15 protein-coding genes, 1 pseudogene and 1 riboswitch are annotated in these 18719 nt (G+C 74.4%); of the genes and pseudogenes, 9 read left to right on the top strand and 7 right to left on the bottom strand.

The annotated features are described in order from the left end of the window. Positions 1 to 49: 49 nt before the first annotated feature. Positions 50 to 586, top strand: a complete 537-nt coding sequence (locus GQ466_RS13230; RefSeq protein WP_161103151.1) for a hypothetical protein — start codon at positions 50 to 52, stop codon at positions 584 to 586. A 24-nt stretch (positions 587 to 610) separates the two neighbouring features. Next, a complete protein-coding gene (locus tag GQ466_RS13225; RefSeq protein ID WP_161103150.1) occupies positions 611 to 1399 on the top strand; it encodes a TrmH family RNA methyltransferase in 789 nt (262 codons plus the stop codon). Here GQ466_RS13225 and GQ466_RS13220 read toward each other — a convergent pair. Beyond that, on the bottom strand, positions 1396 to 2253 hold the full coding sequence (locus GQ466_RS13220; RefSeq protein ID WP_161103149.1) for an alpha/beta hydrolase family protein: 858 nt from the start codon (positions 2251 to 2253) through the stop codon (positions 1396 to 1398). The genes GQ466_RS13225 and GQ466_RS13220 overlap by 4 nt on opposite strands. Before the next feature lie 12 nt (positions 2254 to 2265). Then, entirely contained in the window at positions 2266 to 5811 is a 3546-nt protein-coding gene (gene cobN, locus GQ466_RS13215; RefSeq protein ID WP_161103148.1) for a cobaltochelatase subunit CobN, read from the bottom strand. A gap of 37 nt (positions 5812 to 5848) precedes the next feature. After that, a riboswitch (cobalamin riboswitch) is annotated at positions 5849 to 6030 on the bottom strand. Positions 6031 to 6070: 40 nt separating this feature from the next. Here cobN and GQ466_RS31535 point away from each other — a divergent pair. From GQ466_RS31535 to GQ466_RS33240, 3 genes and pseudogenes are all read left to right on the top strand, one after another. After that, positions 6071 to 6265: pseudogene (locus GQ466_RS31535) on the top strand (nitrite reductase); the annotation flags it as partial. A 966-nt stretch (positions 6266 to 7231) separates the two neighbouring features. Then, positions 7232 to 7855, top strand: a complete 624-nt coding sequence (locus tag GQ466_RS31530; protein ID WP_337193507.1) for a precorrin-8X methylmutase — start codon at positions 7232 to 7234, stop codon at positions 7853 to 7855. Then, a complete protein-coding gene (locus GQ466_RS33240) occupies positions 7852 to 9894 on the top strand; it encodes a precorrin-2 C(20)-methyltransferase (RefSeq protein ID WP_161103147.1) in 2043 nt (680 codons plus the stop codon). The genes GQ466_RS31530 and GQ466_RS33240 overlap by 4 nt, the downstream gene beginning before the upstream one ends. Here GQ466_RS33240 and GQ466_RS13195 read toward each other — a convergent pair. Continuing rightward, entirely contained in the window at positions 9872 to 10609 is a 738-nt protein-coding gene (locus tag GQ466_RS13195; protein WP_161103146.1) for a cobalt-precorrin-6A reductase, read from the bottom strand. The two genes, GQ466_RS33240 and GQ466_RS13195, sit on opposite strands and share 23 nt — an antisense overlap. Positions 10610 to 10621: 12 nt before the next feature. On the opposite strand from GQ466_RS13195, the gene GQ466_RS13190 reads away from it, so the two are divergent. Beyond that, positions 10622 to 11653, top strand: a complete 1032-nt coding sequence (locus GQ466_RS13190; RefSeq protein WP_161103145.1) for a cobalt-precorrin-5B (C(1))-methyltransferase — start codon at positions 10622 to 10624, stop codon at positions 11651 to 11653. On the opposite strand, the gene GQ466_RS13185 is transcribed toward GQ466_RS13190, so the two are convergent. Beyond that, positions 11650 to 12567 (bottom strand): AraC family transcriptional regulator, encoded by a 918-nt coding sequence (locus tag GQ466_RS13185; RefSeq protein ID WP_161103144.1) that lies wholly within the window; start codon positions 12565 to 12567, stop codon positions 11650 to 11652. The two genes, GQ466_RS13190 and GQ466_RS13185, sit on opposite strands and share 4 nt — an antisense overlap. Before the next feature lie 107 nt (positions 12568 to 12674). On the opposite strand from GQ466_RS13185, the gene GQ466_RS13180 reads away from it, so the two are divergent. Next, the gene (locus tag GQ466_RS13180) at positions 12675 to 13397 is read left to right on the top strand and encodes an SDR family NAD(P)-dependent oxidoreductase (RefSeq protein ID WP_161103143.1); all 723 of its coding nucleotides are present in this window, start codon (positions 12675 to 12677) and stop codon (positions 13395 to 13397) included. Between the two features lie 262 nt (positions 13398 to 13659). On the opposite strand, the gene GQ466_RS13175 is transcribed toward GQ466_RS13180, so the two are convergent. Then, positions 13660 to 14958: an aminotransferase-like domain-containing protein gene (locus tag GQ466_RS13175; RefSeq protein ID WP_161103142.1), complete on the bottom strand. Its 1299-nt coding sequence runs from the start codon at positions 14956 to 14958 to the stop codon at positions 13660 to 13662. A 71-nt stretch (positions 14959 to 15029) separates the two neighbouring features. Here GQ466_RS13175 and GQ466_RS13170 point away from each other — a divergent pair, with 71 nt between their 5' ends. After that, positions 15030 to 15662 carry a LysE family translocator gene (locus GQ466_RS13170; RefSeq protein WP_161103141.1) on the top strand — a complete coding sequence of 211 codons (633 nt, stop codon included), beginning with the start codon at positions 15030 to 15032 and terminating at the stop codon, positions 15660 to 15662. A gap of 180 nt (positions 15663 to 15842) precedes the next feature. Here GQ466_RS13170 and GQ466_RS13165 read toward each other — a convergent pair whose 3' ends face one another. After that, complete coding sequence (locus GQ466_RS13165) at positions 15843 to 16421, bottom strand: Rv1733c family protein (protein ID WP_161103140.1); 579 nt, start codon at positions 16419 to 16421, stop codon at positions 15843 to 15845. 123 nt (positions 16422 to 16544) lie between these two features. Here GQ466_RS13165 and GQ466_RS13160 point away from each other — a divergent pair, with 123 nt between their 5' ends. Beyond that, a complete protein-coding gene (locus GQ466_RS13160) occupies positions 16545 to 17099 on the top strand; it encodes a hypothetical protein (protein WP_161103139.1) in 555 nt (184 codons plus the stop codon). A gap of 1 nt (position 17100) precedes the next feature. Here the strand turns inward: GQ466_RS13160 and GQ466_RS13155 are convergent, their stop codons facing one another. After that, complete coding sequence (locus GQ466_RS13155; protein WP_161103138.1) at positions 17101 to 18717, bottom strand: peptide chain release factor 3; 1617 nt, start codon at positions 18715 to 18717, stop codon at positions 17101 to 17103. Between the last annotated feature and the right edge of the window lie 2 nt (positions 18718 to 18719).

The following is an 18719-nucleotide window of genomic DNA, read 5'->3' as shown; positions in this document are numbered from 1 at the left end:
AATCCGAGGCTATGGGCCGGGTCCGACATTTCTGGGATGATCTCCCACCATGATCGCGGCGATTTGTCTGGTCGTGGGCGTCGTCCTCGGCGTGGCTGGAACCCGGATCGTGGACCGCGTCCGCGCCCGGCGGCTCGTCGACGACCCCGAGCCGGGCGAGCGGCGCCGGATCGCCCCGGCGGTGAAGGTCGTCGCCGGCGCCGTCCTGTTCGTCGGGGCGCTCGGCGGCATGCTCTACGGCTGTTCGCAGTACCTCGGCAACCAGGGCAAGACCCTGAAGGCGTACTTCCACCTCGTCGGACGGGGTGACGCGATCGGTGCGTGCGCCCTGCTGGACACCAACGCGCGTGCGAAGCTCATGCTGTTGGAGCGCGCGGCGAGCTGCGAGGACGCCGTCACCCGGCTGCACGCGTCGCTGACCCCGGAAGAACGCGACAAGCTCGCCGACGACGACCCGTTCATCAACGGCGTGGAGTCGGCCGGCGACCACAAGGAGCTGGAGCTCACGTCGGCCAACCCGCTCCACATCGTGTACATGACCGTGATCGACGAGGGCGGCCGGGAGCTGATCCACGACTGGCGGTGACGCGCCCTGTGGAAGACTCGGGGCGTGCGAGTGACGCGGCGGAATGCCCGGTTCCAGCAGTGGGAGGCGCTGCTCGGCAACCGCGCGAAGCGACAGCGGGCCGGGGAGTTCCTGGTCCAGGGCGTGCGGCCGATCAGCCTGGCGGTGGACGCCGGATGGCCGATCCGGGCGTTGCTGCACGAGGACGGACGGCCTTTGTCGGCCTGGGCGCGCGATATCCATGACCGCGCTTCAGGAGAACGGTACGAGGTCTCCGCCGAGCTGATGCGCGAACTCGGAGAAAAGGACGACGAGACGCCCGAACTGCTGGCCGTCGCCGAACTCCCGCCCGACGACTTCGCGCGCCTGCCCGCGCACGCGACCTTCCTCGGCGTCGTCTTCGACCGGCCGTCGAGCCCGGGCAACATCGGGACGATCGTGCGGTCCGTGGACGCGTTCGGCGGCCACGCCGTCATCGTCGCCGGCCATTCCGCCGACCCTTACGACCCGAAGGCCGTCCGGGCGTCGACGGGATCGCTGTTCTCGGTTCCGGTCGTCCGGGCGCGGTCGGCGCGCGACGTCCTCGACTGGGCGAAGACCGTGGACGGCCTCACGATCGTCGGCACCGACGAAAAAGGCGACGCCGACCTGGACGCCGTCGACCTCACCGGCCCGACGCTGCTGGTCATCGGCAACGAGACGGCCGGCCTGAGCGGCGCCTGGCGCGACGCGTGCGACGTCATGTCCCGCATTCCCATCACCGGCACCGCCAGTTCCCTGAACGCCGCCAACGCCGCCACGGTCGCGCTTTACGAGGCGGCCCGGCAGCGTTAGGAGCAGGGATTCCGGTAGAGGGCGACCGACGGGTCGTCGAGCGGTCCGGGGCAGAGGAAGCGCGCGTAGCGTTGGTCGCCGTCCACATAGCGTTTCAGCCATGCGATGACGTAGACGGCCAGCGTGGTGTTCGGCTTCTTCGGCGACGAATGTGTCGTCCCGGCGATCTCCAGATAGCCCTTGCCGGACGACGCCGGAATGCTCTGGTAGAACCGCCGCGCATGCCGGGCCACCGGCGCGATCTTGTCGTTCTGCGCCGCCACGACCAGCGTCGGGACGCGGACGTTCGAGAAGTCCTGCCCCTTGTCGTAGGGCATCAGCGGAATGGCGGCGCGCAGCGTCGGACGGTCCGCCGCCGTTTCCAAAGCGGCGCCGCCGCCGAACGAATGGCCCATCACGGCGAGCCGGTCGGCGTCCACGAGCGTCGCGACGGGGCTGTGGACGGTCAGGTACGTCATCGCCGCCTCCAGCTCGTGCGCGCGGGCGGCCGGACGGTCCTTCAGGTGCAGCGTGTCGATCGCGAAGACCACGAACCCCCGCGACGCCAGAAGCGGGCCGTACCAGGCCATTCCGCCCTGGTTCCCGTTGCGTCCCGGCGCGATGATCACGCCGCCGAACGTGTCGCCGCGCGGCCGACCGGACGGGTAGTAGATCGTTCCGCCGCCGAACGCCTCGGCGGTGCCGCGCGGGACGAGCGCGGTCGACGTCCGGTACGGCCCGAGCGGCGCGGCGAGGGACGCGACGGTCGGCGCGGGGTTCTCGTCCCTCGCGGGGGGCCGGTCAGCGCAGCCCGCCGCCGTCAGAACGGCGACGACGGCGGCCGACCGCAGCACCGTACTTCCGAGAAATCCCATCCGCCCCAGTATTCACTCTCCGGAGCCGCCGTCTTCCAGGGAGCCCTCGATCTCCAGGTAGACGCGGCGCAGCTCGTCCAGCGTCGCGGCCTCCGGGTGCTCCCACAGGCCCCGGTCGGCGGCCTCCAGCAGACGTTCCGCGATCCCGTGGAGTGCCCACGGGTTGGACTTTTCGAAGAACGATCGGTTCTCGGCGTCGAAGACGTAGGTGTGGGTGAGCTTTTCGTACATCCAGTCCGCCACGACACCGGCCGTCGCGTCGTACCCGAACAGGTAGTCGACGGTCGCGGCCAGCTCGAACGCGCCCTTGTAGCCGTGGCGGCGCATCGCGGCGAGCCAGCGCGGGTTGACGACGCGGGCCCGGAAGACGCGCGCGGTCTCCTCGTGCAGCGTCCGCGTCCGGACGGCGTCGGGCCGCGTGCTGTCGCCGATGTAGGCGCGCGGGGCCGTCCCGGTCAGCGCCCGGACGGTCGCGATCATCCCGCCGTGGTACTGGAAGTAGTCGTCGGAGTCGGCGATGTCGTGCTCGCGCGTGTCGGTGTTCTTGGCGGCGACGGCGATGCGGCGGTAGGCGTTCTCCATGTCGTCGCGCGCGGGGACGCCGTCCAGGTCGCGCCCGTAGGCGTAGCCGCCCCAGACCGCGTAGACCTCGGCGAGGTCGGAGTCGTCGCGCCAGTTGCGGCTGTCGATGAGCGGCAGGATGCCCGCCCCGTACGCGCCGGGACGCGAGCCGAACACGCGCATCGTGGCGCGGCGCTCGTCGCCGTGGCGGGCGCGGTCGGCGGCGACGTGCGCCCGGACATAGTTGGATTCGTCCGGTTCGTCCTGGGCGGCGGCGAGCCGGACGGCGTCGTCCAGCATCGTCACCGCGTGCGGGAAGGCGTCGCGGAAGAAGCCGCTGATGCGGATCGTGACGTCGATGCGCGGGCGGCCCAGCTCGTCCAGCGGGATCGGTTCGAGGCCGGTGACGCGGCGCGACGCGTCGTCCCAGACGGGCCGGACGCCGAGCAGCGCCAGGACCTCGGCGATGTCGTCCCCGGACGTCCGCATCGCCGACGTCCCCCACACCGACAGACCTACCGACTCGGGCCACATTCCCGTCTCCTCGCGGTAGCGGGAGAGCAGCGAGTCGGCCATGGCGCGTCCGGTGTCCCAGGCGAGCCGGCTCGGGACGGCCTTCGGGTCCACCGAGTAGAAGTTCCGGCCGGTCGGCAGCACGTTGATCAGTCCGCGCAGCGGCGATCCGCTCGGGCCGGCGGGGACGAAACCGCCGTCCAGCGCGTGCAGGACCATGCCGATCTCGTCGGACGTCCGGTCCAGGCGGGGGACGATCTCGGTGGCGGCGAACCGCAGGATGTCGGCGACGGGGCCGTCCGCCAGCTCGGCCGCGGTCTCGGGCGCCCAGTCGGCCGCCTCCATCGCCGCGACCAGTTCCCGTGCTTCGGCTTCGACGGTGTCGGTACCGGTGCGATCGGTGCCCGACTCGTCCAGGCCCAGCGCCTCGCGCAGCCCCGGCAGCGTCACCGCGCCGCCCCAGAGCTGGCGCGCGCGCAGCATCGCGAGCACGAGGTCGACCCGCGCGGAACCCGTCGGCGCGACGCCGAGGACGTGCAGGCCGTCGCGGATCTGGACGTCCTTGACCTCGCACAGCCAGCCGTCGACGTGCAGCAGGAAGTCGTCGAACTCGGCGTCGTGCGGACGGTCGTCCAGCCCGAGGTCGTGGTCCAGCCGGGCGGCCTGGATCAGCGTCCAGATCTGCGCGCGGATCGCGGGCAGCTTCGCCGGGTCCATCGCGGCGACGCCGGCGTGCTCGTCCAGGAGCTGTTCGAGCCGCGCGATGTCGCCGTAGCTCTCGGCCCGCGCCATCGGCGGGATGAGGTGGTCGACGAGCGTGGCGTGCGCGCGGCGCTTGGCCTGCGTGCCCTCGCCGGGGTCGTTGACGAGGAACGGGTAGATCAGCGGGAGGTCGCCGAGCGCGGCGTCCGGCCCGCACGCCGCCGACAGCCCGGCCGCCTTGCCGGGCAGCCACTCCAGGTTGCCGTGCTTGCCGACGTGGACGACCGCGTGCGCGCCGAACTCGTCCCTGATCCACTGGTAGGCGGCGAGATAGTGGTGGCTCGGCGGAAGGTCCGGGTCGTGGTAGATCGCGACGGGGTTCTCGCCGAAGCCGCGCGGCGGCTGCACCAGCACGACGACGTTGCCGGAGCGCAGCGCGGCGAGGACGATCGCGTCGTCGTCCACGAACAGCTCGCCGGGCGGCGGGCCCCAGTGCTGCTCGATACCTTCGCGTAGCCCGTCGGGGAGTGTTTTGTACCAGTCGCGATAGCGGGCGACCGGGATGCGGACGGGGTTGCCCGCGAGCTGTTCCTCGGTGAGCCAGTCGGCGTCCTGGCCGCCCGCCGCGATGAGCGCGTGCATGAGCGCGTCGCCCTCGCCCGGCAGCGCGTCGCCGGTGTCGTAGCCGTGGTCGCGCAGCGCGGTGAGGAGTCGCACGACGCTCGCGGGCGTGTCCAGGCCGACCGCGTTCCCGATCCGTGCGTGTTTGGTGGGGTACGCCGACAGCATCAGCGCGATCTTCTTCTCCTCGGCCGGGACGTGCCGGAGCCGTCCGTGCCGCACCGCGATCCCGGCGACGCGGGCGGCGCGCTCGGGGTCGGCGGCGTAGACGCTCAGGCCGTCCTCGTCGATGCGCTTGAACGAGAACGGGACGGTGATGAGCCGTCCGTCGAACTCGGGCACCGCGACCTGCGTGGCCGTGTCCAGCGGGGACAGGCCGTCGTCGCTCGCCTCCCACGTCGCGCGGTCGCCGGTCAGGCACAGGCCTTGCAGGATCGGGACGTCCAGGGCGGCGAGCGCGCCCGCGTCCCACGCCTCGTCGTCGCCGCCCGCGCCGGCGAGCGCCGGTTTCGTCCCGCCCGCCGCGAGGACGGTCACGACCAGCGCGTCCACGCGGCCGAGCTCGGTGAGCAGGGCCTGGTCGGCGGTGCGCAGGGACGCGCAGAAGATCGGCAGGGCGCGTCCGCCCGCGTTCTCGATCGCGGCGCAGAGCGTCTCCACGAACGCGGTGTTCCCGGCGAGGTGGTGCGCGCGGTAGTACAGGACGCCGATCAGCGGGCCGTCGCCCGGGGACGGCGCGCGGTCGAGCGTGCCCCAGGCGGGCGTCGCGGCGGGCGGCGCGAAGCCGTGCCCGGTCAGCAGGACGGTGTCGGACAGGAACCGGTGCAGCTCGCGCAGGTTCGCCGGGCCGCCGTGTGCGAGGTAGGCGTGCGCCTCGGCGGCGACTCCGGCGGGGACGGTGGACAGCTCCATCAGCTCGGCGTCCGGCGCCTGCTCGCCGCTGATCACGACGACGGGCCGCGGGCCGCGCAGCAGCGCGTCCAGGCCCTCTTCCCAGGCGCGGCGCCCGCCGAGCAGCCGGACGATCACCAGATCGGTGCCGTCGACGAGTTCGGGCAGGTCGGCCGGGTCCACGCGGGACGGGTTGGCGAGACGGAACGCTGTTCCGGAAGAACGTGCGCTGAGCAGGTCGGTGTCCGAGGTGGACAGCAGCAGAAACACGCGGTCGTGTCCTCACCCGGGGTCCTCGCCCCGAATCGAAGGGTCGCCGCGACAGGGGAGTCTCCTGGCTCCCGGATCGGCGCTCGCCCCGGCCTTCCCGCTCGCGCAGTGGCCTGTGACGGGGTTCGCTCCCCGGTGACAGTGGCGGGACCGCGCCGGATTCACACCGGCTTCCTCCGCTTTGTCGCTGATCACCACTCTGGTCATCGCGGACATCCGCGTCAAGCTCGGACGGGCCGGGCGCTTAGGATCGGCGGCTGTGACGACCCGCTCCGGCCCCGACGCGTGCCCCGGCGCCGTCCGCGTCCACCAGGCCGCCGACGGTCTGCTGGCGCGCGTCCGGCTGCCCGGCGGCGCGCTGCCCGCGTCCGCCTTCGCGGCGCTGGCCGCCGCCGCGCGCGACCTGGGCGACGGTCGGCTCGACCTGACGTCGCGCGGCAACGTGCAGCTGCGGGGCCTCGCGGACGGCGTCGCCCTCGCGGCCCGGCTCCAGGACGCTGGCTTGCTGCCGTCCGTCGCACACGAACGGGTGCGCAACATCCTCGCGAGCGTGCTTTCCGGCCGGGACGGCCGCGGCTTTCTCGACGTCCGTCCCTTCGTTACGCAATTCGACGCGGAATTGTGCGCCGACCCGGCGCTGGCCGACCTCCCCGGCCGTTTCCTGTTCGCCTTCGACGACGGCCGCGGCGACGTGACCGCCCTGCGCCCCGACCTCGGCGTCATCGCCCTCGACGCGACGACGTTCGCCCTGGTCCTGGCCGGTCGCGACAGCGGCGTCCGCGTCGCGCCGACCGACGCCGTGCGCCTCCTGCTGGACGTCGCCCGGACGTTCCTGGCCGTGCGCGGAACGGCCTGGCGCATGTCCGAACTGGAGAACCCGGCGGAAAAACTCGGCCTGCTCGGCGGCCCCCCATCTGCCTTCCCGGACAGCGAATTCCCCGACCCGGGAATCGCCCTTCAGAAAGACGGCCGAACGGCCGTCACGGCACTCGTCCCGCTGGGCCGCCTGGAACCCGCGCACCTCGCCGCGCTCACCGGCCACGAGATCATCGTCACGCCGCGCCGGACCGTCGTCGTCCCGGACACGACCCCCGCGACCGCCGCCGCGCTCACCGCCGCCGGCCTCGTCCTCGACCCCGGCTCGCCCTGGCACGGCATCACCGCATGCGCCGGCCGCCCCGGCTGCGCCAAGTCCCTGACCGACGTCCGCGCCGACGCCCGCACCACCGTCCGCCCCGACACGCACGCCGACGACCGCAGCGACGGGGGTGGCGGCGCGGTTGGTGTGCTTGCTGAGGCGAGTGGGCTGCCTGTGCATTGGTCCGGTTGTGAGCGGCAGTGCGGTCGGCCCGCCGGACGGCATGTCGCCGTCGTCGCGACCCCCGCCGGTTACGACGTCCGCCACCCAACGGAGGATCCTGTGATCGACTACGTCCGCGACGGCGCCGAGATCTACCGGCGCTCGTTCGCGACGATCCGCGCCGAGGCGGACCTGGACGGCCTGCCCGCCGACGTCGCCCGCGTCGCGGTCCGCATGATCCACGCGTGCGGGATGGTGGACCTGGTGGACGACCTCGACGTCGCGCCGGGCGCCGTCGCCGCCGCGCGCGCCGCGCTGCTGGACGGGCGTCCGGTGCTGTGCGACGCCGAGATGGTCGCCGCCGGGATCACGCGCCGTCGGCTGCCCGCGCGCAACGAGGTCGTCTGCACGCTCGGCGACCCGCGCGTCCCGGACCTCGCCGCGCGGCTCGGCACCACGCGCAGCGCCGCCGCGCTCGACCTGTGGGGCGACAGGCTGGACGGCGCCGTCGTCGCGATCGGCAACGCCCCGACCGCGCTGTTCCGGCTGCTGGAACTGGTCGCGGCGGGCGCGCCGCGTCCGGCGGCGGTGCTCGGGATTCCGGTCGGGTTCATCGGCGCGGCCGAGTCCAAGGAGGCGCTCGCCGCGTCCGACCTGCCACATCTCGTCGTCCGGGGACGGCGCGGCGGCAGCGCGATGACCGCCGCCGCCGTGAACGCGATCGCCGCCGAGGACGAGTCGTGACCGGCCGCCTGTACGGGGTCGGGCTCGGACCCGGCGATCCCGAGCTGATCACGCTGAAGGCCGCGCGGCTCATCGAGGCCGCCGACGTCGTGGTGTTCCACGCCGCCCGGCACGGCCGCAGCCACGCCCGCGCGATCGCCGCCGCGCATCTGCACGACGGGCAGATCGAGGAACCGCTGATCTACCCGGTGACGACCGAGGCGACGACCGACTACCGGACGGTCATGGAAGCGTTCTACGAGGACTGCGCGCGCCGCCTCGCCGTCCACCTGGACGCGGGCCGCGACGTGGTCGTCCTCGCCGAGGGCGACCCGTTCTTCTACGGCTCCTACATGCATCTGCACAAGCGCCTCGCCGGGCGCTACCCGACGACGGTCGTGCCGGGCGTGACGTCGATCGCGGGGGCGTCCGCCGAACTGGGCCGTCCGCTGGTCGAGCGGGACGAGACGCTGACCGTCCTGCCCGGCACCCTCGGCGACGACGCGCTCGCCGACCGCCTGCGCGCGGCGGACTCGGCGGTCGTCCTGAAACTCGGCCGCACGTTCACCGCCGTCCGGACCGCGCTGGAACGGGCGGAACGCCTGGACGACGCCTGGTACGTCGAGCACGCCACCACCGGCGACCAGCGCATCGAACGCCTCGCCGACGTCGCCGCCGACACCGTGCCGTACTTCTCGGTCGCGGTGCTGCCGAGCCGCATCCACGAGGAGACACGCCGCACCCTCCCCACCGCAAACTCACCGCAGGCGACGACCGTCGGCCTCACCCCGGCCGAGGCAGCACAACAGCCGCGCGACGGGGGAACGACCGTCAACCTCGGCCCGGCGGGCGACGCCTCGGGACAGGGCAGCGAAGCGACGGCTATCGGCCCCGCCGGGGCAGTGCAGGAGTCGCGCGGCGAGGGGACGACCGTCGGGCTCGGCCCGGCCGGGGACGCATCGGAACCGCGCAGCGCGGGGACAGTCGCCGGGGCAGTGCAGCCGCGCGATGGGGGGACGGCCGTTGGCCTCGGCCCGGCCGGGGACGCCTCGCAACCGCGCAGGGCGGGGACGGTCGCCGGGACAGTGCAGCCGCGCGATCGAGGGACGACCGTCGGGCTCGGCTCGGCCGAGGACGCCTCAGAACCGCGCAGCGCGGAGACGGTCGCCGGCCCGGGCGGTGCTGTGCAGCCGCGCGGGCAGGGGACGGCTGTCGGCCTCGGCTCGGCCGGGGACGCCTCGCAGCCGCGCGGCGAGGGGACGGCCGTTGGCCTCGGCTCGGCCGGGGACGCCTCGGGACGGCGCGCTGCGGGGACGGTCGCCGGGGCGGTGCAGGGGCGCGGTGCGGTGACGGTCGTCGGACTCGGCCCGGCCGGGCGCGAGTGGCTGACGCCGCAGGCACAGGAGGCGCTCGCCGCCGCCGACGACCTCGTCGGCTACCGCCCCTACCTGGACCGCGTCGCGCCGAACGCGCGCCAGCGCCGGCACCCGTCCGGCAACACGGTCGAGGCGGACCGCGCCGCGTTCGCGCTGGAGCTGGCGCGCGAGGGACGGCGCGTCGCGGTCGTCTCGTCCGGCGACCCGGGCGTGTTCGCGATGGCGACCGCCGTGCTGGAGGCCGCCGAGGCGTTCCCGGACGTCCCGGTGCGCGTCCTGCCCGGCGTCACCGCCGCCAACGCCGTCGCGGCCCGCGCGGGCGCGCCGCTCGGCCACGACTACTGCGTGCTGTCGCTGTCGGACCGCCTCAAGCCGTGGGACGTCATCGCGCGCCGCCTCACCGCAGCCGCCGAGTCCGACCTGGTCATCGCGATCTACAACCCGGCGTCCAAGACCCGCGTCCACCAGGTCGCCGAGGCCCGCGACCTGCTGCTGCGGCACCGCGCGAAGGACACGCCGGTCGTGATCGGACGGGACGTGGGCGGCCCGGCGGAGAGCGTCCGGATCGTCCCGCTGGCCGACCTGGACCCGGCGGACGTCGACATGCGCTGCCTGCTGATCGTCGGCTCGTCACAGACCCGTCGCGCCGGCGACACGGTTTTCACGCCCCGACGCTACCCATGAGCCAGGCCAGCGCCTCGTCGACCGTCTCGACGCGGGCGACATCGGGGAGCGGAGGCCGGTCCACCATGACGACGGGCACGCCGAGGGCGCGGGCGGCGGCGAGTTTGGCCTCGGTCATGGGGCTGCCGCTGTCCTTGGTGACGAGCGTGTCGATGCGGTGGTCGCGCATGAGGGCCAGTTCCTCGTCCACGGTGAACGGGCCGCGCGCCAGGACGACGCGGTGGCGCAAGGGCAGCGGCGGCGACGGCTCGTCCACGGAGCGGATCAGGAACCAGCGGCGGTCGTCGGCGGCGAACGGCGCGAGGTCCTTGCGGCCCGTGGTCAGGAACACGCGCGCGCCGGGCAGGTTCGCGGCGGCGGCGTCCAGCGACGGGACGCGGATCCAGCGGTCGTCCGGACCCTCCGTCCAGCCGGGACGGCGCAGCACCACCAGCGGCACGCCGACGTCGCGCGCGGCGGTCACGGCCGCGTCGGTCATGACGCGGGCGAACGGGTGCGTCGCGTCGATCACCGCGTCCACACGCTCGGCACGCAGCCACGCCGTGAGGCCGTCCGCGCCGCCGAACCCGCCGACGCGCACCTCCCCGGCGGGCAGCACCGGCCGCTCGGTCACGCCCGCGAGCGAGGTGATCGCCGTGTATCCGTCCAGCGCGGCGAGGCGGTCGGCGAGCGTCCGCGCCTCCCCGGTCCCGCCGAGGACCAGCACCTTTGTCATGCTGTCGATGCTATGAGCGAGCTTCGGAGAGGGTGGACGACGGGGGCCTGCGCGACCGCTGCGACCCGCGCCGCGTTCACCGCGCTGCGTACTGGCGCGTTCCCCGACCCGGTGGTCATCGAGCTGCCGCGCGGGGAGCGGCCGGCGTTCGCGCTGGCCGTGGAGGAGCTGCGGCCGGGTGTCGCGATGGCGGGGATCGTCAAGGACGCGGGGGACGACCCGGATGTTACGCACGGCGCGTTGGTTCGCTCGACGGTGCGTCCGGGGCCGTCCGGCGGGGGCGTGGTGTTCCGGGCCGGTCCCGGCGTCGGGACGGTCACCAAGCCCGGCCTGCCGCTGGACGTCGGCGAGCCCGCGATCAACCCGGTGCCGCGCCGCATGATCCGCGCTGCGGTCGAGGACGCCGACGTGATTGTGGAGATCTCCGTGGACGGGGGCGAGGAGCTGGCCCGCCGCACCTGGAACCCCCGGCTCGGGATCCTCGGCGGTCTGTCGATCCTCGGTACGACCGGGATCGTCGTGCCGTACTCGTGCTCAGCGTGGATCGACAGCATCCGGCGCGGCGTCGATGTCGCGCGCGCCGCCGGGCACGCGCACGTCGCGGCGGCGACCGGCAGCACGTCCGAGCGGACGGTCGCCGACCTCTACGGGCTGCCGGACGACGCGCTGCTCGACATGGGCGACTTCGCCGGGGCGGTGCTGAAGTACGTCCGGCGCCACCCGGTGCCCCGGCTGACGATCGCGGGCGGCATCGGCAAGCTCGCCAAGCTCGCCAACGGCCACCTGGACCTGCACTCCAAGCGCTCGCAGGTCGATCTCGGCGCGCTCGCCGCGCTGGTCGCCGATCCCGCGACGGCCGAGCGCGTCCGGCACGCGAACACCGCGCTGGACGCGCTGCGGATCTGTCAGGCGGCGGGCGAACCGCTCGGCGACCTCGTCGCGGACCGCGCCCGCGCGACGGCCCTGGACGTCCTGCGCGGCGCCCCGGTCGCCGTCGACGTGATCGTCATCGACCGCGCCGGCACGATCGTCGGCCGCGCCTAGTTGTTGGCGGTGCGGTAGCGGCCGGGGGTGACGCCGCAGACGCGGTGGAAGGCGCGGTTGAACGCGTATTCGCTCGTGTAGCCGACCGAGCGGGCGATGGGGCCGATCGGGTCGCCGGTCGTGCGGAGCCGGTGGGCGGCGAGTTCCATGCGCCAGCGGGTCAGGTAGGCGAGCGGCGGCTGGCCGGCGCGGGCGGTGAAGCGGCGCGCGAGGGTGGCCCGGGAGACCGCGAGGCGCGTCGCGAGGTCGTCCAGCGTCCAGGGGCGGGCGGGGTCGGCGTGCAGGGCGGCGAGGGCTTCGGCGACGAGCGGGTCGCGCAGCGCGGCCAGCCAGGACGCGCGGGGCGGCTCCCCGTCCTCGGTGTCAAGCCAGGCGCGGATGATGTGGACGAGCAGGACGTCCAGCAGCCGGTCCAGCACGGTGGCCGCTCCGGTGCGCGGGACGGCGATCTCGTGCGCGAGCAGCCGCAGGACGTGGTCGGTCGGCCGGTCCGGGTCGGCCGGGAGGTGGATCAACGGCGGGAGCAGGCCGAGCAGCGGCGCGTTCACCGCCGCGTCCTGCCGGTAGGACGCGCACAGGACGCGGGTCGCGGGCGGGCCGTCGCCGACGGTGAGCCGTCCGCCGGTGGAGAGCGCCTGCCGGGCCGCGACGTGGTCGAACGGCTCGCAGGACGTGCCGGGATCCGAGGACAGCCGGTGGCGGGTGCCCGCCGGGAGCAGCACGAGGTCGCCCGGCATGAGGCGGCGGGGGGACGCGCCGTCCACGTCCAGCCAGGCCGTGCCCGCCGTGACGGCGTGGAACGCGGCGCCCGGGACCTCCGCGAGGTCCAGCCCCCAGCCCTCGCCCGCGTGGAGCGTGGCGGCGACCGTGCCGCGCACCCGGGCGAGGGCGAGCACGTCCGTCAGCGGATCCATGTTGCCACTCTACGGTGAGACGCACGGACAAGACTCTGCGGCTTTCAGGCATCGTCCGGGTCAGGGGGCGCCTCGTATGGTGATCTCATCGACCAGGGAGGAACCCCATGAACATCACCGGCTCCGTAGCGTTCGTCACCGGCGGGAACCGCGGCCTCGGCGCCCGGCTCGTCGCCGAACTGCTGGCCTGGGGGGCGGAGAAGGTCTACCTCGGCGCCCGCGACACCGGCTCGGTCGCGTCCGACGTGGCCGCCGACCCGCGCGTCCGGGTCGTCGCGCTGGACGTCACCGACGCCGCGAGCGTCGCCGCCGCCGCCAAGGCCGCCCCGGACGTGACGCTGCTGGTCAACAACGCGGGCGTGCTCGGGTTCGGCTCCGTCCTCGACGGCGACCTCGACCTCTTCGAGCGCGACGTCCGGACGAACTACCTCGGCGCGCTGCGCGTCGCGCGGGCGTTCCTGCCCGCGCTGCGACGGGCGTCCGGCGGCGCGGCGATCGTGAACGTGCTGACGCTCATCGCGCTCGCGCCGATGGGCCCGATGGCGGGCTACTCGGCGTCCAAGGCCGCCGCGCACTCGATGACGCAGGCCCTGCGCGCCGCCGTCGCCGCGGACGCCATCACGGTCGTGGGCGCCTACCCGGGCGGCATCGACACCGACATGCTCGCCGGGGTCGACGCCGCCAAGGCCGACCCGGCGACGGTCGCCGCCCGCATCCTGACCGCCGTCGCGGCCGACGCCCCGGTCGTCTGGCCCGACGACGCCTCGGCCGGCGCGGGCGCCGTCTACCTGACGGACCCGGCCGCCCTGGAGCAGATGCTCGCCGGCTGACGCCCAGCGGCGCCGGCAACGGCCGCCGCGCGGGCCAGCCGCGCGGGGCCGTGCGGGACATGTCCGCCAGGACGGTCAGCGGGTCGGCCGGGCGGGCTAGGCGGCCGGGGTGGTGCGGGACAGGTTCGCGAGGCCGGCCGGTACACGGGCTGGCCGGGTGGGGCGTTGCAGGACCGGTCGGCCGGGACGGTCAGCGTGCGGGCTGGCCCGGCGGGCTAGTCGGGAAGGGTGGTGAGGATGGTCAGCGGGCCGGTCGGGCGGGCTAGGCGGGCGGGGCGGTGTGGGACAGGTCCGCCAGGGTGGTCAGTGCGTGGGCCAGGACGTCGTGCGGCGGGGACGCCAGCGCCAGGCGGACGGCGCGGGGCGTCGCGCCGCGGCGGGCGGCGAAGGCCGTGCCCGGTGTGACGGCGATGCCGTGCCGGGCGGCTGCCGCCGCGAACGTCTCGGCGCGCCACGGCTCCGGCAGCTCCCACCAGCAGAAGGACGAGTGCGGGCCGCCGCGCGCCGACGGGATCGCGGTGGCGGCCTCGGCGCGGCGGCGGGCGGCGTCGGCGCGTTTGGCGGCGGCGATCGCGGCGGCGGTGCCGTCCGTCAGCCAGCCCGTCGCGGCCTCCAGCGCGAAGCCGGACGCCGTCCAGGCCCCGGCGCGCAGCGCGGACGCGACGCGTTCGGCGAGCGGCGGCGGGGCCAGCGCGAAGCCCAGGGTCAGGCCGGGGGTGAGGCGTTTGGAGAGGCCGTCCACGAGGATCGTCCGGTCGGGCGCGTGGACGGCGAGCGGCGGCGGCGCGGACGGGTCGAGGAACGCCCACACGGCGTCCTCGACGAACGGGAGGCCGGTCGCGGCGAGCGCGGCGCGGCGGTGCGCGGGCATCGTCGTCCCGGACGGGTTGTGCAGCGTCGGCTGGACGTACACGGCCGCGATCGGTGCGCGGTGGTGCAGTTCGGCGAGCGCGTCGGGCCGCATTCCGTGCTCGTCGGCGGGCACCGGGACGACCGTGGCGCCGAGCCGGTCCGCGAGGGCGAGCAGCGGCGGGTAGGTGAACTCGTCCACCGCCAGCCGCGCGCCGGGCGGGACGAGTGCGGACACGGCCGCCGCGAGGGCCTGCCGTCCGCCCGCCGCGAAGCGCACGCCGTCCGCCGGGAGGCCGGGCCAGAGCGCGGCGACGGCGGCGCGGGCGGACGGCGTCCCGGCGGCTCCGGCGGGACGCAGCGCGGCGGCGAGCGCGTCCGGGCGGGTCAGGCGGGCGAGGCCGCGTGCCAGCAGCGCGTCCTGCCCGGGCACGGTCAGGACGTTCAGTTCCAGGTCGATCGGTGCGGCGGCGGGCTCGGCCAGCGCCGGGTCGGCGTGCGGCGTCCCGGCGCGGACGAACGTGCCCCGCCCGACCTCGCCGACGACCCGTCCGCGCCGGGCCAGCTCGGCGTAGACGCGGGCGGCCGTGGACGGCGCGATGCGGTGCCGCCGCGCGAACGTCCGCTGCGGCGGGAGCCGGGCGCCCGGACGGAGCCGTCCGGCGTCGATCTCGGCGGTCAGCGCGTCCGCTATGCGCAGATAGTCCGTCATGCTCACCTCATTGCACCGAGTGCAATCTGAAGTATTGCACCGAGTTCGGTGCGGCTCCTACCGTCGGCGGCATGGTCACGATGACGGCGGTGCTCGGGGTGATGGCGGTGGGGCTCGGGCTCGTCCTGACGCCCGGGCCGAACATGGTGTATCTCGTGTCGCGCTCGGTCGCGCAGGGCCGGACGGCCGGGCTCGTCTCGCTCGGCGGCGTCGCGGCGGGCTTCGCGGTCTACGTGGTCGCGGTCGCCGCCGGGCTCGGGACGGTGTTCACGCTCGTCCCGGCCGTCCACACGGCGGTCAAGCTCGCGGGCGCCGCGTATCTGCTGTGGCTCGCGTGGAAGGCGGTGCGCCCCGGCGGGACCTCGCCGTTCGACACCGGCGCGCCCGCGTCCGACCCGCCGCGTCGCCTGTTCACGATGGGGCTGGTCACGAACCTGCTCAACCCGAAGATCGCCGTCCTGTACGTGTCGCTGCTGCCGCAGTTCGCGGACCCGGCGCGCGGGCCGGTAGCGGCGCAGCTGCTGGTGCTCGGCTTGGCCCACGTCGCCGTCGCGGTCGCCGTGAACGGCCTGATCGTGCTCGGCGCGGGCGGGGTCGCCGGCTTCCTCGCCCGCCGCCCGGGCTGGCGGCGCGCGCAGCGGTACGTCCTGGGGACGGCGCTGGCGGGCCTAGCGCTCGCTCTCGCAAGGCCCGCCGCGCCCTGACGGGCTCGCCCTCGCAAGGCCCGCCGCGCCCTGACGGGCTCGCCCTCGCAAGGCCCGTCGCGCCTTGGCGCGGGCGCCCTCGTGAGGCCCGCCGCGTCCTGAAGCGGGCGTCCTCGCCAGGCCCGCTGCGCCGTGACGCGGCGCTTTCGCGCGGGCCGCCGCGTCGTGACGTGGGTGGTGTCAGGTGATCGGGTCTCGGACGAGCCGGGCGAGTCCGGCGTCCCACAGGTCCCGGCGGCGCCGGTTGCAGCGGCGCCGGACGACCAGGTACGCGGCGAGCGGGACGACCCCGGCCGCCAGGACTCCGGCGGCGCCGGTGAGGATCGCGACGCCGACCGTCCGGGCGTGGTCGCGCGGCGCGGGGGTCAAGCGCCCAGCCGCGTTCACCCAAACGGAACGTTGTTCCCCTTGTGTCGCCCCTGCCCAGGCTTCCGTCTCGGCTCGATGGACCGTTCCATCCGGCTCGGTCCAAGCCAAGGCCGCGTAGGTGAAGACGAAGGATGTCCCGACTTTGGGCCGCTCGTCGATCCGCTCGACCCGCGCGTCCACCCGGTGCCGGGCGGCGGCCTCGGCGCGCTCGGCCCGCACGCCGTCGCCGTATCCGGGCGCCGCGAGCCGGACGGCGACGATCGGCGCCGCGATGAGGAAGACGAGCAGCAGTGCCGCGCCCACGGTCCGCTGGACGCGGTCCACCGGACGCCGCAGCGGATTCCGGCCGATCCCCAGCCGCCGCCGCAGCCCGCCCGAAACCGTGATCATCGCCTCTCCCTTCGTCATCTCCGCAGCTCACGGTATGCGCAAAGAGAAGGTAAGACGTACGTGCGCCCGACAGGGCATCCTGGAAGCGGCGCTCCCACCGTCCCCGCAACCCGGAGGTTCGGCGTGGTCGATGTGGTGGCGGGCCTGCTGGCCTTGCAGAAGGTGGTCGGTGTGAGCCGCGACGTGTGGGCGCTCGGCTCCGGCGGCCCGATGGTCGAGATCCTCGGCAAGCTCGCGGACGTGGACGCCAAGGCCGCCGTCCGCGCGGTCGGCGACGGACGTTTCGCCGCCGCCGAGGCCCTGCTCTACGGCGCGTACGAGAAACAGGTCTCGATCGCCGAAGGACCGCATTTCGCGAACTTCTTCGGCCGACACGTCGGATTCCGCGACGTCGTCGCCGACGCCCGCTACGGCGCGGCGGGCGCCGCGCTGGCCGCCGCCGAGGTGGCTCGTCTGGGGAACACCGGAGTGCGCGCCACCTGGCTCACACGCGCCAAAGAGAACTTCGACGCCTGGGACGAGCGCGCGAAGGAGCCGCCCCCGTCGAACAACCTCTCGCGGACGGCTCCGATGGTCGACGGCACCATCACGCCGTCCGACTACGAGGTGGCCGAGCGGAAATACAAGCGCTACAAGAAGAAACGCGACGCGTTCACGGCCGTCTACGACCGCATGTGAGTCAGGAGGCTTCCTCGGCGGCGAGCATCGGGGTCAAGGTCAGGTCCGGGAATTCGCGGCGGACGGCGTTCAGCCGCCATTTGTCGGTGAACACCGCGATCAGCGACCCGTCCAGGCTCCGCGTGAACACCTCCACGCCGGAGCGCGACCCGAGGGGCCCGGCGGATTCGGCGTCGGTGATCCGCGCCGTCGTGTAGTCCAGCCGGGTCAGGTCGATGGCCGCGCCGAACTCCTCGGCCATCCGGTGCGCCACGACCTCGAACTGCAGCGCGCCGACCGCCGCGAGCACCGGCGCCTGGTCGCCGCGGACGTCGCTGCGCAGCACCTGCACGACCCCCTCGCCGTCCAGCTGCTCGATGCCGCGCCGGAACTGCTTGGCGCGCCCGTTGTCCTTGGCGCGCGCCACCGCGAACAGTTCGGGCGCGAACGGAGGAATCGGCGGGAAAACCACCGGCGTCTTCACGTAGAGGGTGTCGCCGACCGTCAGCCCGACAGTGTTCGGCAGGCCGATCACATCGCCGGGGTAGGCGACGTCCAGCGTGGACCGGTCGCGGCCGAAGACGGTCTGCGCGTACTTCGTCGCGAGCGGACGCCCCGTGCGCTGGTGGACGAGCGACATCCCGCGCTCGAACCGCCCCGAGCAGACGCGGATGAACGCGAGCCGGTCCCGGTGCGCGCGGTCCATCCCGGCCTGCACCTTGAACACCTGCCCGGCGAACGGCGCGGTGACGGGACGCGACTCGCCGGAGCCGTCCGGCCGGGGCGCGGGCGGCGGCGCGAGGTCCCGGACGGTCGCCAGCAGCTCCCGCACCCCGAAGTTCGGCAGCGCCGCCCCGAACAGAACGGGCGTGCAGGAACCCGCGTGGAACAAGGACAGATCCAGGTCGGCGCCGATCTCGTCCAGCAGCGCCAGCTCCTCGACGGCGGCCGTCCAGGCGGACCCCTCCTCGGCGGCGGCACGGGAAGCGTCCACCACCTCGGCCTCGGCGCGCCGCGCCCCGCCGGGCGTGCGGGTGTAGCGGGTGAACCGCCCGGACGCCCGGTCGATCAGCCCCCGGAAGTCGCCCGCGACGCCGACCGGCCAGTTCAGCGGCGCCGGACGCAGCCCGATCCGCTGCTCGACCTCGTCCAGCAGCTCCAGCGGCTCGCGGCCGGGCCGGTCCCACTTGTTGACGAAGGTGATCACCGGGATGCCCCGGTGGCGGCACACGTCGAACAGCTTGAGAGTCTGCGCCTCCAGGCCCTTCGCCGAGTCCAGCAGCATGATCGCGGCGTCGACGGCGGCGAGGACGCGGTAGGTGTCCTCGGAGAAGTCGGCGTGGCCCGGCGTGTCGAGCAGGTTCAACAGGACGTCGTCGAACTCGAACCGCAGCACCGACGAGGTGATCGAGATGCCGCGGCTGCGCTCCATCTCCATCCAGTCGGACGCGACGCCCTTGCGTCCCGCCTTCCCGTGGACGGCGCCGGCCTCCTCGATCGCGGCGGCGTGCAGTGCCAGCGCCTCGGTGAGCGTGGACTTCCCGGCGTCCGGGTGGCTGATCACCGCGAAGGTGCGGCGGCGGGCCGCCTCCCGCGCGATGTCGGTCGCGGGCGCGGACAGGGTCTCTGCGGAGGTCACCT

It is taken from the genome of Actinomadura rayongensis (assembly GCF_009831215.1).
Taxonomy (GTDB): domain Bacteria; phylum Actinomycetota; class Actinomycetes; order Streptosporangiales; family Streptosporangiaceae; genus Spirillospora; species Spirillospora rayongensis.
This window is presented reverse-complemented; position numbering and strand designations above follow the sequence as displayed.